At 67.8% G+C, this 14,387-nt stretch carries 12 protein-coding genes; 2 read left to right on the top strand and 10 right to left on the bottom strand.

The genetic code is table 11. The features are described 5' to 3' along the window. Nucleotides 1-12: 12 nt before the first annotated feature. From K8P10_RS03625 to K8P10_RS03585, 9 genes are all read right to left on the bottom strand, one after another. The gene (locus K8P10_RS03625; protein WP_224780445.1) at nucleotides 13-1,413 is read right to left on the bottom strand and encodes a cytosine permease; all 1,401 of its coding nucleotides are present in this window, start codon (nucleotides 1,411-1,413) and stop codon (nucleotides 13-15) included. A gap of 46 nt (nucleotides 1,414-1,459) precedes the next feature. Continuing rightward, nucleotides 1,460-3,097 carry an amidohydrolase gene (locus K8P10_RS03620; protein WP_224780444.1) on the bottom strand — a complete coding sequence of 546 codons (1,638 nt, stop codon included), beginning with the start codon at nucleotides 3,095-3,097 and terminating at the stop codon, nucleotides 1,460-1,462. Between the two features lie 46 nt (nucleotides 3,098-3,143). After that, the gene (locus K8P10_RS03615) at nucleotides 3,144-4,535 is read right to left on the bottom strand and encodes a cytosine permease (protein WP_224780443.1); all 1,392 of its coding nucleotides are present in this window, start codon (nucleotides 4,533-4,535) and stop codon (nucleotides 3,144-3,146) included. A 72-nt stretch (nucleotides 4,536-4,607) separates the two neighbouring features. Further along, nucleotides 4,608-5,996, bottom strand: coding sequence for an aspartate aminotransferase family protein (locus K8P10_RS03610; protein WP_224780442.1), 1,389 nt, complete (start codon nucleotides 5,994-5,996; stop codon nucleotides 4,608-4,610). A gap of 20 nt (nucleotides 5,997-6,016) precedes the next feature. After that, nucleotides 6,017-7,507, bottom strand: coding sequence for an aldehyde dehydrogenase (locus K8P10_RS03605; RefSeq protein WP_224780441.1), 1,491 nt, complete (start codon nucleotides 7,505-7,507; stop codon nucleotides 6,017-6,019). Nucleotides 7,508-7,571: 64 nt separating this feature from the next. Further along, nucleotides 7,572-8,936, bottom strand: a complete 1,365-nt coding sequence (locus tag K8P10_RS03600; RefSeq protein WP_224780440.1) for an MFS transporter — start codon at nucleotides 8,934-8,936, stop codon at nucleotides 7,572-7,574. Between the two features lie 27 nt (nucleotides 8,937-8,963). Next, nucleotides 8,964-10,112, bottom strand: a complete 1,149-nt coding sequence (locus tag K8P10_RS03595) for a M20 family metallopeptidase (RefSeq protein ID WP_224780439.1) — start codon at nucleotides 10,110-10,112, stop codon at nucleotides 8,964-8,966. Beyond that, on the bottom strand, nucleotides 10,105-10,785 hold the full coding sequence (locus tag K8P10_RS03590) for a DUF1028 domain-containing protein (RefSeq protein ID WP_224780438.1): 681 nt from the start codon (nucleotides 10,783-10,785) through the stop codon (nucleotides 10,105-10,107). Before K8P10_RS03590 ends, K8P10_RS03595 begins: the two co-directional genes overlap by 8 nt. A 4-nt stretch (nucleotides 10,786-10,789) precedes the next feature. Continuing rightward, on the bottom strand, nucleotides 10,790-11,224 hold the full coding sequence (locus K8P10_RS03585; protein WP_224780437.1) for a RidA family protein: 435 nt from the start codon (nucleotides 11,222-11,224) through the stop codon (nucleotides 10,790-10,792). Nucleotides 11,225-11,449: 225 nt separating this feature from the next. On the opposite strand from K8P10_RS03585, the gene K8P10_RS03580 reads away from it, so the two are divergent. Both K8P10_RS03580 and K8P10_RS03575 read left to right on the top strand, forming a co-directional pair. Continuing rightward, nucleotides 11,450-12,730 carry an NAD(P)/FAD-dependent oxidoreductase gene (locus K8P10_RS03580; RefSeq protein WP_224780436.1) on the top strand — a complete coding sequence of 427 codons (1,281 nt, stop codon included), beginning with the start codon at nucleotides 11,450-11,452 and terminating at the stop codon, nucleotides 12,728-12,730. Between the two features lie 35 nt (nucleotides 12,731-12,765). Continuing rightward, nucleotides 12,766-13,674: a LysR substrate-binding domain-containing protein gene (locus K8P10_RS03575; RefSeq protein WP_224780435.1), complete on the top strand. Its 909-nt coding sequence runs from the start codon at nucleotides 12,766-12,768 to the stop codon at nucleotides 13,672-13,674. 8 nt (nucleotides 13,675-13,682) lie between these two features. Here the strand turns inward: K8P10_RS03575 and K8P10_RS03570 are convergent, their stop codons facing one another. After that, a complete protein-coding gene (locus K8P10_RS03570; RefSeq protein WP_224780434.1) occupies nucleotides 13,683-14,261 on the bottom strand; it encodes a TetR/AcrR family transcriptional regulator in 579 nt (192 codons plus the stop codon). Nucleotides 14,262-14,387: the final 126 nt, after the last annotated feature.

Below are 14,387 nucleotides of genomic sequence, written 5' to 3'. Positions count from 1 at the left end.
GACGAAGCCCGCTCAGCTCTGCACGGTGGCCACTCTGTCGCGCTTGCTTCCGACCCGCACCAGGATGAGGAACACCACCGCCGTCACCACGAAGCCGACGATCCAGGCGATGTCGATCCCGCCGATCAGCGTCGCGAGCGGTCCGGTGAACAGCGGGTTCACCATGAACGGCAGCTGCGCGAGCAGGCCGACGCCGTAGCTCACCAGGCCGACGACGTTCCACTTGCCGTAGCGTTCGCCTTCGGGGTCGAAGAGGTCCCCCACCGAGTACTCGCCCTTGCGGATCACGAAGTAGTCGACCAGGTTGATCGCGGACCACGGGATCAGCACGTAGAGGAGCAGTGTCAGGAAGCTCTCGAACATGGTGATGAAGTCGCCCTGCCCGAGAATAGCGAGCAACGTGGCGAGCACTCCGACGACGACGGTCGTCCAGACACGGGTCGCGGACGTGATGATCACTCTGAAGTTCGACTGCATGACGGTGAGCGCGTTCATGACGGCGGAGTACAGCTCGACACCGTTGATGAGCGCCGAGCTCACCGCGAAGACGACGAGCACGATCAGTCCGATCGGTCCGAGGTACTCCCCGAGCGCGGCCAGCGGGTTGTCGGGGTTCGCGGCGCCGAGCAGCACGCCGAGCGTCATCACGAAGACCGAGCTGCCGACGAGTCCGATGTAGGTGCCCCAGAACGCGGCCTTCGGGCCGGTGTCCTTCGGCAGGTAGCGGGTGTAGTCGGAGACGTACGGGGCGTAGGCCAACTGCCATACGATGCCGATCGCGAGCATGGAGAAGAAGCCCTCGAAGCTGAATGCCGCGTCGGCGCGGAAGAGCGGAACATCGGGTGCGGCCCAGAACAGCACCATGGAGAGTGCGACGGCGAGGCCGATGACGATCGATAGCCAGGTCATCGTCTTGCTGAGCAGGTCGTACCCGAAGATGCAGAGCACGATGCCGATCGCAGCGAAGATCAGGATCGCGGCCGTACCGTTGAACTCGGGGAACACTGCCAGCAGCGAGTCCTTCGCCACGATCAGGATGCTCGTGAAGAGTCCCATGAACATGATGAGTGCGATCAGCGCGAAGATGCTCGCACCCAAATAGCCGAACTGGGCTCTGGCCTGCAGCATCTGCGGGATCCCGAGGTGCGGCCCCTGCGAGGCGTGGAGGGCGGCACCGAAGGCGCCGATGATATTGCCGGTGAGGATCGCGACGATGCTCCACCCGATCGGCAGCCCGTAGGCGCCACTCGCGACCGCACCGGTGACCACCGTGAGCGGCATCATGTTGAGGCTCACCCAAATGGCACCGAGGGACCAGTGGGTGCCGGTCCTGGCGTCTTCGGGGATCGGCAGGATGTGCTGCTGTTCGAACTTCTTGAACGTCTGGGTCACCGGTGGCGGCTCGATGCTCATCGGGCTCTCCTTCGAGTCGAGTGATGGGAGATGGGGTGGAAAAGGTTCAGTCGCGGGTGGAGCGGTACACGGTGTCACCGCCGAGAATGGTCCTGGCAATGTGCAGGGAGGCGAGATCCTCGGCCTCGATGAGAGGACCACTGAGCAGCACGAGGTCGGCGTCCTGCCCGACATCGATGCGCCCTCGGCGGTCGGCGACGCCGGCGATCTCCGCCGCGCCGAGGGTGTAGGCGCGCACGGCGGTATCGAGGTTCAGCCGCTCGGAGGGCGTCATCGGTTCGCGCGACTCCGGATTGCGGGCGTGCATATCGGCGGGAGGCGCCGTGCGGGTGCAGGCGGTGTAGATGCCCCACAGCGGGTCGGGGCTCGTGACCGGCCAGTCGCTGCCCATCGCGAGGTGAGCGCCCGCACGTTCGAGCGACCCGAACGGGAAGTGCCAGCGCGCACGATCTTCACCGAGCAGCGGAAGCTTCCGCTCCAGTATCTCCTGGTCGGCGCGAGCCCAGAGCGGCTGCAGGTTCGCCGTCACACCCAGTGCGGCGAAGCGCGGAATGTCCGCCGGATCGGCGACGTCGATGTGGGCGATCTGGTGCGGCATGCCTGCGCCGTTCCGCTGACGTGCCTCGGCCACGGCGTCGAGGCACTCGCGTACCGCACGGTCGCCGACACCATGGAAGTGGACGCGCAAACCCTCCGCGTCGAGCGAGGTCACGATCTCGGCGAGCAGAGCGGGAGGGATCACGGACTCCCCCGACGTCTCAGGCTCGACGCCGGTGTACGGTGCGAGGAGGGCGCCCGTGCAGTTCTCGCAGATGCCGTCCTGCATGATCTTCACGCTGTCCACTGCGAATCCGGACTCGCGGCACTCGCGGATCGTGCCGAGCACCCCGTCGAGCGCCTCGAGTCCGGCACCGGCGGGCCACCACACGGAACCGGTGACCCGGCCGCGGAGCGACCCGTCGCCGATCGTCTCGATGTAGGTGGGCACGCAGTCGGGCAGGGTGAGGTAGCGACCGAGGATCGCGTCGTGCCATGCGGTGACCCCGAGCGAGAAGAGGTGCTCCTGCGCAGTGAGCATGGCCCGTCGGAGGTCTTCGGGACGGTGCGGCGGGATGAGACTCGTGACGAGTTCGCCCGCGGACTCCATAAGCATGCCCGTCGCGTCGCCCGCGGCGTCGCGCACGATCCTGCCTGCAGCGGGGTCGGCAGTGCTCCGGTCGATGCCCGCGAGTTCGAGGGCACGGCTGTTGACCCAGACCCCGTGCGCGTCGTGGCTCGTGAAAACGGCGGGCCGATCGGGGACGAGCCGATCCAGCACGGCGCGATCCGGAAAGCCTCCGGGGAAGACGTCGCCGAACCAGCCGGCTCCGACCACCCACTCCCCCGCGTGGGTGTCCCCGTAGTCGCGGATGAGTCGCTCGTACCCCTCCAGAGAGTGCTCGCTGTCGAGGTCGCAGCTGATGAGGCCGAGCCCGCCGGCGAGCACGTGGATGTGCGCGTCGTTGAACCCCGGCAGCAGCGCCGCCCCATCGGCGTAGAGGCGCTCGGTCCCTGGTCCGGCGAGTGCGTCGATGCCGTCGTCGTCGCCGACCGCTGTGATCCGACCGTCGGTTACCGCGACGGCGGTGTGCGGCCCGCGCTCCGGCGCCCAGACGGCGGCGCCGAGGATCACGAGATCCGGCACGGGCGTCGCGGACGTGCCCGGCGATGTAGTCGGAGGGGTGCCAGACTCAGACACGATGGGCCGCCCGCTTCCAGACGATGTAGACGATGGCGGGGACGATGAAGCCGACGATCCACGCGACATCGACGAACCCGAGCGGGGCGGCGAGCGGTCCGGTGTACATGACGGTGACCATGAACGGGATCTGCACAGCCAATCCGATCGCATAGGCGATGAGCCCGATCGCGTCCCATCGCCCGTAGATGCCGCCGTCGCGGCGGAACATGTCCTCGACCCGGTAGTGGCCTTTGCGCAGGATGAAGTAGTCCGCGAGGTTGATGGCCGACCACGGGATCAGCACGTAGAGCAGGATCGTGACGAAGTCCTTGAAGACGAGCAGGAAGTCGTTCTTACCGAAGACGGCTGCGAGGAGCGCGATGAGCGCGTACGCGACCGTCATGATGACGCGCTTGGAGGTGTTGATCCGAATCTTCGCCGAGATGGTTTCCAGGACCGTGAGCGACGACATCACGCCTGAGTAGATGTTCGCCGAGTTGATGACCGCCGAGGCGGCGCCGAACCCGAAGAGCACGACCGGCCCGAAGCCGCCGAGCAACGCGCCGAGCGCCGACATCGCGTCGCCGTCCGCCGTGGTGAGCCCCACGAGAGCACCCAGCACCATGACGAGCACTGTGCCGAGCACCAACCCGCAGTAGGTCGCCCAAAATGCCTGCTTAGCCCCGCCCTCGCGCGGCATGTAGCGCGAGTAGTCGGAGACGTACGGTGCATAGGCGAGCTGCCAGGTGACGCCGATGGCGAGCATGCCGAAGAAGCCAGCGGTGTTGTAGCCGAGGTCGGCGGTCGTCTCGAAGGTCGCCGGGTTCGAGACCACAATGACGATCGAGATGGCGACGAGCACACCGATGAAGACCGAGAAGATGCCCATCATCTTGCGCACGAGGTCGTAGCCGAAGATCGCGACGATGAGCGCGATGGCGGCGCAGACGATGATGCCGACGTCGACGGATACCCCGGAAAACACGGCTGCGAAGCTCTGCGCAGCGACGACGAGGTTGGAGGCGAAGAAGCCGAGGAACATGATGACGGCGATGAGCGCGAGCAGGCTGCCGCCGGTGAAGCCGAACTGCCCCCTGGCCTGGAGCATCTGGGGGATGCCGAGCTGCGGTCCCTGCGAGGCGTGGAGCGCCGCACCGATGCCGCCGACAACATTGCCGAGGACGACGGCGAGGATCGTCCAGCCGAGCGTCAGGCCGAAGAGCGTCGGCCCGAGCGCCCCGGTCACGACCGTGAGCGGGAGCATGTTGATGCCGAGCCAGACGAAGAACAGGCCCCGCGTTGTGCCCTGCCGCTCGTCGAGCGGGATGGGACGGATGTGGCGGCGCTCGAAGGTGATGATCTTCGTGGTGGATGCTGCGAGCTGGGGCGGGGAGTCGCTCATGGTCACTTCCTCGTGCAGAACGGGGTGGGGAGGTGGGGTGCGGGGCAGACGGGCCCCGCACCCCCAGGGTGATCAGATACCGGCGCTGGTCGCGGCGGCCGAGAAGGCGCGGTCAATGAGATCGGCGAGCTCGTCGATGTCGTCACGGGTCATGACGAGCGGCGGGGAGAACTGCACGAGCGGATTGCCCTCGGCATCGATCGCGACGCGTGCGAGCAGTCCGACCTCGCCGAGCGCGGGGTTGAGGTGCTCCCCCACGAAGTCGTCGGCGCTGACGCGCTCGCTGTCCCAGCGCTTCGACTCGCGGTTCGTGACCAGTTCGAAGGACCGGTGGAAGCCCTCGCCGCGCAGGTCGCCGACGAACGCGAAGTTGTCCCGGATCTCGCCGAGCTTCTCGGCCAGGTACGGGCTCAATTCGGCGACGTTCTGCACGACGCCCTCGCGCTCCATGATCTCGAGGTTCTTGAGCGCTGCGGCGCAGGCCGCGGGATGGCCGCCGTAGGTCAGCGCGTGATTGAACATGCCGACCGGACCGTCGAGCACCGTGTCGATGACGTGGTCGCTCGCGACCACGCCGCCGAGCGGCATGTAGGCGGAGGCGATGCCCTTCGCGAAGACGAGCATGTCGGGCTGGAAGCCGTAGAACTCGGAGCCGAACCAGGCGCCGAGGCGCCCGTAGCCGGTGATGACCTCGTCGGCGATGAGCAGGATGCCGTACTTGTCGCAGATCTCGCGGACGCCGGCGAAGTAACCCTTCGGCGGCGTCAGGCTGCCGCCGGCGTTCTGCATCGGCTCCATGATGATCGCCGCGACAGTGTCGGCACCCTCCTGCACGATGAGCGACTCGAGCTCGCCGAGCAGGAACGCGGTGAACTGCTCCTCCGTCTCCGCCTCGGGGCGACGGTAGCGCTTGGTGTTGTGCGTGTGGCGCACTCCCGACATGAGCGGCTCGAACATGGCGCGCACGCCCGTCATGCCGTTCAGCGACATGGCCCCGAAGCTGGTGCCGTGGTACGCGACGCGACGGGCGATGAACTTGCGGCGCGCGTGGTCACCGCGGGTCTGGTGATACTGGCGCGCGAGCTTGATGGCGGCCTCGTTCGACTCGCCGCCGCCCGACGCGAAGAACACGCGGTTCAGGTCGCCGGGCGCGAGCTCCGCGATCTTCGCGGCGAGCTTCGCCGCCGGCGGGTGCGCCACGCTCCACGTCGTCTGGAACGGCAGGTCCGCGAGCTGCTCGCGCACCGCATCGCCGACCTCGGCGCCGTGGGTGTAGCCGAGCTGCACGCAGAAGAGGCCGGCGAGGCCGTCGAAGTAGCGCTTGCCGTGCTCATCGAACACGGAGCAGTGCTCCCCGCGCACGTAGATCGGCAGTTCGTCCTCACGGTACTTGCCCGCGGGGGTGAAGTTCATGACGAGGTGGCGCTTCGCCAGCTCCTCGAGGGTGCCGTTGTCAGTCATGTGCGCGTCCTTTCCGTGGTCTAGGACCACTGCATCCAGGTGGTCTTGAAATCGGTGTAGTTGTCGAGTGCGTGGATCGAGAGGTCGCGGCCGAAGCCGGACTGCTTGAACCCGCCGAACGGAGTGGTGAAGCCGAGCGCGTCGACGGTGTTCACGGACACCGTGCCGGCGACGAGCTGCGACGAGACCCGGTGTGCCCGCGAGAGGCTTCCCGTCCACAGCGACGCGGCGAGGCCGTATGGCGTCTCGTTCGCGCGCGCGATCGCCTCCTCCTCGGTATCGAAGGGTGTCACGACCGCGACGGGCCCGAAGATCTCTCGGGTGTGCACCTCGTGGTCGGGCGCCACATCGGTCACGATGGTCGGCTCGATGAATGCGCGCGACCCGTTGATCTCGGGGCGCTCGCCCCCGCTCACGATGCGACCGTCGCGGCGCGCGTGCTCGATGGTCGCCCAGACGCTGTCGGCGTGGGTCTCGGAGACGAGCGAGCCGACGCCGGTCTCAGGATCGAGCGGATCACCGGGACGGAACGCCTGCGCGGCCTCGGCGAACAGTTCGAGGAACCGGTCGACGACCGAGCGCTCGACGAAGACGCGCGAGTTCGCGGAGCACACCTCGCCCTGGTTGTAGAACGCCCCGAAGGCCGCTTTCTGCGCGGCGAGCGCGAGGTCGTCGCAATCGGCGAAGACGAGGTTCGCACTCTTGCCGCCCGCTTCGAGGGCGAGGCGCTTCATGTTCGACTGGCCCGCGTACTGCTGCAGCTGCTTCGCGACCTCGGTGGAGCCGGTGAACGCGACCATGTCGACGTCGTCGTGCAGCGCGAGCGCCTTCCCGACGACCGATCCGCGGCCGGGAACCACGTTCACGATACCGGCGGGGATTCCCGCCTCGACCGCGAGTTCGGCGAGCAGCAGCGCCGAGTGCGACGCCTCCACCGGGGGCTTCACGACGACGGCGTTGCCCGCAGCCAGTGCCGGGGCGAGCTTCCAGGTCGCGATCTCGAGCGGGTAGTTCCACGGCACGATCACGCCGACGACGCCGAGCGGCTCGCGGGTGACGAGTGCCGTCGAGCCGGGAGGCGTGACGGGGATGCGATCCTCGTGCTTCTCGATCGCTTCGCCGTAGAAGCGGTAGAGCGCGGCCGATCCGGGAGCGTCGATCGTCGTCGTCTCGCGAACCGGCTTCCCCATGTCGAGGGTGTCGAGCAGCGCGAACTCCTCGGCACGCTCCTCGATGAGGCGGGCGAGCTCGAGCAGTCGCTCGCGCCGGAACCCGGCACCGGCACACGACCACTCCCCGGACTCGTAGGCGCGCCTGGCGGCTACGACCGCGCGGTCCAGGTCGGCCTCGCCGCAGGAGGCGAGCTGCGAGATCGTCTCGCCGGTGGCGGGGTTGGTCTTCGCGATCGTCTCGCCCGAAGCGGCGTCGACGCGGGCGCCGTCGATAAATGCGCGCCCGTCGAGGCGCAGTTCACGTGCGGCGGTCTTCCACTCGTCGTGGGTGCGGGTCATGGCGTGCCTTCCTGTGGCGTGGTCGGGTGGGCGAGGGAGTGTCGGCGGGCGGGCCGAGGGCGGATCAGCGCCCGCTCAGCTCGGGCGGGAGCTCGACAGTCGTCGTCTCGAGGTCCTGCTCCTTGATGAGGCGCACCCCGCGGGTTTCGGGAATCGAGACGACGGTGATAATCCCGATCACGCCCACGACGGCGAGGAAGTACCCGGGCACCAGTTCGTTCCCGGTGCGATCGATGAGCCAGGTGAGCAGGTAGGGCGCCGTACCCGCGAAGAGTGCCGCCGTGAGGGCGTACGCGATGGACAGCCCGGTCTGGCGGGTGCGTGTCGGGAAGAGCTCGACGACCGTGACGGCGTGGGTGCCGAGGATGATGGCGAGGATCAGCGCGAGGCCGAGCGTCGAGACGAAGGCCGACCAGCCCGTGCCCATCTGCATCAGGAGGAACAGCGGGATCGACAGCACCGTGAGCGCGATCGCCGCGGTGTACAGCACCGGCTTCCGGCCCACGCGATCGGACGCGATGCCCGCCAGCGGGACGACGATGAGGCCGAGCGCCGACGCGAGCGTCGAGAGGAGCGCGGCGCGGCTGGGGTCGAACCCGACCGTCGTCTCCTGGTACGTGAGCAGGTAGACAAGCACCACATAAAACGTGACGTTCATGAAGATCTCCATGCCGCACGTCTGGATGAACTGGCGCCGGTTCCGGGTGAAGACCTCCTTGACGGGGGCGTGCGAGACGGTCTCAAGCTTCTGAAGCGCCTCGAACTCAGGGGTGTCCTCGATCTTGCGGCGAATGTAGAGTCCGATGAACCCGAGCGGCACCGTGATGAGGAACGGGATGCGCCACGCCCAGTCGGTGATCTGCTCGGGGGTGAACGCCTGGTTCAGCAGAAACACGGCGAAGGATGCGAGCAGGAAGCCGAGCAGGCTGCCGAACTCGAGCCAGCTGACGCCGAACCCGCGGCGCTTCGCCGGCGAGAACTCGCCGAGGAAGGCCGCCGCACTGCCGAACTCGCCACCCGCGGCGAGGCCCTGCACGATGCGGGTCGCGATGAGCAGGATCGGCGCGACGATCCCGATCGTCGCGTAGCCCGGGAGCAGCCCGAGCACGAGCGTCGAGACGGCCATCGCGAGGATCACGATGGAGAGCGTCTGCTTGCGCCCGAGCCGATCCCCCAGTCGCCCGAAGATGATGGCGCCGATGGGACGCACGAGGAACGAGACGGCGAACACGGCGAACGTCGCGAGCAGTCCAGCCGTGCGATCGGACTCGGGGAAGAAGATGACGGCGATCGTCGCGGCCATGTAGGCGTAGACGGCCCAGTCGAACCAGTGCACGAGCACGCCGATCGAACCGGCGACCACGCTCTTGCGCAGACTCTTCCGATCGACGAGGTCGCTGAGTTCTCTGGGGGCTTCGGGTGTCGACATTGACGGATTCCTTTGGGGAGGTGTCGGTTACGGGGTGCGTTCGCGTGCGACGTCGAGCGCCGTCCACGCGAGGGCGAGGGCGCCGTCGCGCAGCGCCTGCTCGGCGCGCGGGCCGACGCAGGCCTCGGCGAATGCGGGCTGATGGTTGCTCGCATCACCGCCCACGCCGATGTACGGGTGGATCGCATCGACCATCTGGGAGACGTTGCCCATGTCGGTCGAGGCGCGGTTCATGGTGGCGGCGACGGGGTCGACATCGAAGTCGCGGCCCAGCGTCGCCGCGTTACGGCGGTAGTGGTCGAGCGCGCGCTCGTCGGTGCGCATCTCGGCGTAGCGCTTGCTCTCGGGGGTGACGGTGAGTTCGGCCCCGGTGGCGAGCGCCCCGGCCTCGAAGCACTTGAGCACGCGCTTCTCGAGCGCGATGAGCTGCTCCGTCGTTTCAGCGCGCACGTACCATCGACCCTCGGTGCGCTCGGGGATCGCGTTGGGTGCCTCTCCCCCGTTCGTCTGCACACCGTGCACGCGGACGGTGCCAGGCAGCTGCTGGCGGAGGAGCGAGATGGCGAGCTGCGCGACGAGAAACGCATCATTGGCGTTGATGCCGCGCTCGGGGTATGCCGCGGCGTGCGCCGCGCGGCCCCGGTACTCGACGTGCCAGTGGGTCACCGCGAACGGGCGCGCCTCAGCGACGTCGACGGGTGCGGGGTGCGCCATGAGGGCGAAATCGAGCTCGGTGAACGCGCCGCGCTCGATGAGCTCGATCTTGCCTCCGCCGCCCTCCTCAGCGGGTGTTCCGATGACCTCGACGGTCAGTCCGAGCTCGTCGGCGACCGCGGCGAGCGCGATCGCCCCGCCGACGCTCATGGCGGAGATGAGGTTGTGCCCACACGCGTGGCCGAGACCGGGCAGCGCGTCGTACTCGGCGAGGAAGCCGACGGTGAACGGGCCGCTTCCGATGACGGCGCGGAATGCGGTCTCGAGTCCGAGGTACGGCTGCTCAACCGCGAACCCGTGCTCGGCGAGCACCCCGGCCACGGCGGCCGAGGAGCGGTGCTCCTGCCACCCGGTCTCGGGGTCGTCGTGCAACCGGTTCGACAGCGCGACGAGGTCACCGTCGACGGCGGTCAGGCGATTCGCGATCCGCTGCTTCGGCTGGTCGATCGACACGTCACTCATCGCCCGGAACTCCGTAGGACGGTGCTGCGGTGGGGTTGATCCCTCGGTTGATGTAGTCGTCGCGCTGGGGCATCCACACCTCGAGCGCGCGGCCGAGCGCGGCAATGGGATCCTCGTCGTCCCAGTCGACCCGGAGGTCGGTCGCCCGCCACCCGGCATCACTCACCACGGAGATGCCGGCCGAGTGCACCGGTCCTTCCTCGCCGCCGGCCTCCATCGCCGCGCTGATCGCGGCGAAGAGGCGCTCCTCGATGCGTCCCGTCGCCGACAGGGCGGTGTCGACGAACGCTTCGAGCACGTCGAGGCTCGCGAGCATGTTGCCGCCCGCGACCGCGTTCTCGCGCGTGACCGCACCGAAGGTACCGAGCGCCCGCCCACCGGAGAAAGCGGCGGTGCGGCCAGCGCAGTCGAGCACGAGCAGCTGACGGAAATCGATGGTCTCCGGATCGGCGCCGGCGACGACCGCGTCGAGCGCTGTCTGCGCATCCGCGCCGGAGCGCAACTGGTCGATGAGCTTCGGGCCGAGGCGGGGGTCGGTGACGTTCTGCGAGTTCGCACCGCCGACGCCGTCGGCAAGGTTCACGCAGCGCGCCGCGACGGCGGGCGAGGAGGAGGAGATGGCGGCGCCGAACTCCCCGGTCTCGGGGTCGCGCAGCAGCAGGGAGAAGGTCACGGGGTCACTCCTGATCGTCGTTGGCGGGATCGCTGATCACGGCGGTCGCGTCGATCTCGACGAGCCACTCGGGGCGGGCGAGCGCCTGCACGACGATGCCGGTCGAGACGGGGTAGACGCCCTTCAGCCACTTGCCGACGGTGCGGTAGACATCTTCGCGGTAGCGCGGATCGATGATGTAGATCGTCACCTTGACGATGTCCTCGAGACGGCTGCCCGCTTCGTCGAGCAGCATCTTGATGTTCGCCATGGCCTGCTCGGTCTGCGCGGCGACGTCGCCGACGCCGACCGACTCGCGCGTCTCGAGGTCTTGTCCGATCTGCCCGCGCAGGTAGACGACGCCGTTCGCGACGACGGCCTGGCAGAGGTCGTTGTCGAGATTCTGCTCGGGGTACGTTTCCTGAGTGTTGAACTTCCGGATGCGAGTGTGCGTGGTCATAGCCACCATTGTTCGCACCCGTGAACCATCTGCAAAATAGCCAAAAATTAAGCCAAGCATCTCAAAAACAGATGAAGCGACTTTCGGTGGGCACATCGTCCACTCAGATGGCTTCTCGCCTATCGTTCGTTTTTTCCGATGCAGTGCAGCGCGAACGTCTATTGGACCCGGTGACCCCGCGTCGGTTTTGCTGGAGACGCATTCGAAGAACGGAGCGGACACCACATGACGAACACCGAGATCCCCGACGCCACCGAAGTCGTCGTCGTCGGAGCGGGCCAGGCCGGCGTCGCGATGAGCGAGCACCTCACGAAACGCGGCATTTCGCACGTGGTGCTCGAGCGCGGACGCATCGCGGAGCGGTGGCAGTCCGAGCGCTGGGACTCCCTCGTCGCGAACGGCCCGGCGTGGCACGACCGATTCCCCGGCCTCGAGTTCGACGATGTCGATCCCGACGCGTTCGCCCCCAAGGAGCGCGTCGCCCAGTACTTCGCCCAGTACGCGGCGCACTTTCAGCTGCCGATCCACTGCGGCATCGAGGTGACCGAGGTCACCCGACTCGACGGGCGATCCGGTTTCCGGGTCGTCACCTCGGCGGGCGAGATCGAAGCCCAGTACGTGGTGGCCGCCACAGGTCCGTTCCAGAAGCCCGCGATTCCCGCCGTCGTGCACGAGGAGGCCGGGATCCACCAGATCCACTCGAGCTCCTACCGGAACCCCGACCAGCTCCCCGCAGGCGGCGTCATCGTGGTCGGAGCGGGATCCTCAGGGGTGCAGATCGCCGACGAGCTCCGCAGTTCGGGCCGCGAGGTCTTCCTCGCCGTCGGCCCCCACGACCGTCCGCCGCGCCGCTACCGCGGCCGCGACAACGTCTGGTGGCTCGGGGTGCTCGGCAAGTGGGGCGCCTCCGCTCCCCCGGCCGGCGCGGAGCACGTCACGATCGCGGTGAGCGGTGCCCGCGGTGGCGAGACGATCGACTTCCGCGACCTCGCGGCCCGCGGCATCACCCTCGTCGGACGCGCCAATGCGTTCGAAAACGGCGTGATGCGCTTCGGCGACGACCTCGGCACGAACATCCGGAACGGCGACGCGAACTACCTGTCGGTCCTCGACGAGGCCGACGCGTACATCGAGAGCCGAGGCCTCGACCTACCGGAAGAACCGGAAGCCCGCGTGCTCGGACCGGAGCCCGAGTGCGTCACGCACCCGGTCCGCGAACTCGACCTCGCCGAGGCCGGGGTCACCTCGATCATCTGGGCGACCGGGTTCGGCGTGGACTACAGCTGGCTGCACGTGCCAGGTGCGCTCGATGCGAACGGACGCCCCGTCCACGATCGAGGCGTCTCGGGTGCCCCCGGCGTGTACTACGTCGGCCTTCCGTGGCTGGCGAACCGAGGGTCGAGCTTCATCTGGGGCGTGTGGCACGACGCGAAGTACGTCACCGACCAGATCGGCATCCAGCGCGACTACCAGGCCTACGAGGGGTCAGCCGCTCGCATCGTGTGAGGTTGGTACGCTGAGTCGGCGAGCGAAGGAGCCACGTGGCCGACCGATTTTCCATCACCCTGAACCAGCTGACCTACTTCACCGCCTGTGCCAGGCACCTGAACATGACGGTCGCGAGCCAGGAGTTGCACGTCGCGCAGTCGGCAGTTTCGACGGCCATCAGCCATCTCGAGAAGACGCTCGGCGCAACGCTGTTCGTGCGGCAGCACTCGAAGGGTCTGGTACTCACGCGGGCCGGCGAGAAGCTCCTCCAAGACAGTCGGGACATCTTCGATCTGCTCACGGAGTCGATCGACGCCATTCGCGAGGATCAGGAGGAGGTGCGCGGCACGCTGCGTCTCGCCTGCTTCACCACCTTCGGTCCGTTCATCCTGCCGACTCTGTTGCAGCGACTCAGCGAGCGTCACCCGGGCCTCACGATCGAGATCACCGAGGGCGACTACGCGGAGAACCTCGCCGCCCTCCGCGCCGGGCAGGCCGATCTCGCCATCAATTACGACTACACCCACCGGGAGGGCCTCCCCTCAGAGGTCGTCGGCGAGGCGCGCCCGCACGTGCTCGTCCACGCGGACCACCCACTCGCGGGGCGGGGATCCGTGGCGCTCGCCGAACTCGCGGACGACGACCTGATCCTGCTCGACCTGCCGGGCAGCTTCGACTACTTCCTCGGGGTCCTCCTGCACGCCGGCATCACGCCGCGCATTCGGTACCGCAGCTCGAACTACGAAACCGTCCGCTCGATGGTGGCGAAGGGTCTCGGGTCCTCGATCCTGAACCAGAGACCACTCACCGACCGCACTTACGGCGGTGACGCGGTTGTTCCGCTCGAGATCTCGGATCCGATCCCGACCCTGAACATTTCACTCTTCTCGCTGGGACAGTCGCAGCGGAGCGCTCGCGTGCGTGCCGTCGCCGACGAGCTCCGCGCTGTCCTGGCGAAGTAGCGCGGGGGTCAGACGCGGGTACCCGACATCGTTTCCCAAGCACCGCCCGGCCCGATGAGCACCTTCCAGAGCCACTGCGCGCACTCCTCGACCGGCGGCCTCGGGTCTCGCGCCACCCAGGCACGAAGCACCCCGACAACGGTGCCCGCGAGTCCTGAGGCGGCTACGTCGATGGGCACACCGGGGAAGGCATCGGTCCCGGTGGCCTCGAGCGCATCGTACGCGAGCTGCTCGATACGACGGCTCAGTCGCGCCACCGCGACGGCGGAACCGTGGTCGCCGAGAACTCGTCGGTACAGCTCGGCGTGCTGGTCGAAGTGACGCAGATACGCCTCGAGTGCTTGTGGGGGCTCCCCGAACAGCTCGAGCAAAGCGGGCAGTTCGGCCCCCTCCGCCTCCGCGAACGCGTCGAGCGCATCTGCGAGCAGACCCTCCTTGTCGGTGTAGTGGAGGTAGAAGCTGCTGCGGGTCACGCCTGCACCCTCGACGATGTCCGCGACGGTGATGTCGTCGAGGTCCCGGTCACGCACGAGATCGAGCAGCGCGCGCTGCAGTGCGCCGCGCGTGCGCAGAATACGGGGATCCATACGCTCATCCTTCCACGACGCGAAGTGCGCTCTCAGCACTTTCGGACACTCGTCCATTAGTGTACAACCGTCTCACATACGGTCATGCTCGACCGGACTCCGTCAGACTCAGCACCCGTCACGAAA

The sequence above is a fragment of the Leucobacter sp. Psy1 genome (genome assembly GCF_020096995.1).
Classification (GTDB): Bacteria; Actinomycetota; Actinomycetes; order Actinomycetales; family Microbacteriaceae; genus Leucobacter.
This window is presented reverse-complemented; position numbering and strand designations above follow the sequence as displayed.

Excerpts from the sequence above, each read along its gene's own strand:
- K8P10_RS03605 (WP_224780441.1), bottom strand. The coding sequence starts at position 7,507 with ATGACCCGCACCCACGACGAGTGGAAGACCGCCGCACGTGAACTGCGC.
- K8P10_RS03585 (WP_224780437.1), bottom strand. The coding sequence starts at position 11,224 with ATGACCACGCACACTCGCATCCGGAAGTTCAACACTCAGGAAACGTAC.
- K8P10_RS03600 (WP_224780440.1), bottom strand. The coding sequence starts at position 8,936 with ATGTCGACACCCGAAGCCCCCAGAGAACTCAGCGACCTCGTCGATCGG.
- K8P10_RS03570 (WP_224780434.1), bottom strand. The coding sequence starts at position 14,261 with ATGGATCCCCGTATTCTGCGCACGCGCGGCGCACTGCAGCGCGCGCTG.
- K8P10_RS03615 (WP_224780443.1), bottom strand. The coding sequence starts at position 4,535 with ATGAGCGACTCCCCGCCCCAGCTCGCAGCATCCACCACGAAGATCATC.
- K8P10_RS03610 (WP_224780442.1), bottom strand. The coding sequence starts at position 5,996 with ATGACTGACAACGGCACCCTCGAGGAGCTGGCGAAGCGCCACCTCGTC.
- K8P10_RS03595 (WP_224780439.1), bottom strand. The coding sequence starts at position 10,112 with ATGAGTGACGTGTCGATCGACCAGCCGAAGCAGCGGATCGCGAATCGC.
- K8P10_RS03625 (WP_224780445.1), bottom strand. The coding sequence starts at position 1,413 with ATGAGCATCGAGCCGCCACCGGTGACCCAGACGTTCAAGAAGTTCGAA.
- K8P10_RS03580 (WP_224780436.1), top strand. The coding sequence starts at position 11,450 with ATGACGAACACCGAGATCCCCGACGCCACCGAAGTCGTCGTCGTCGGA.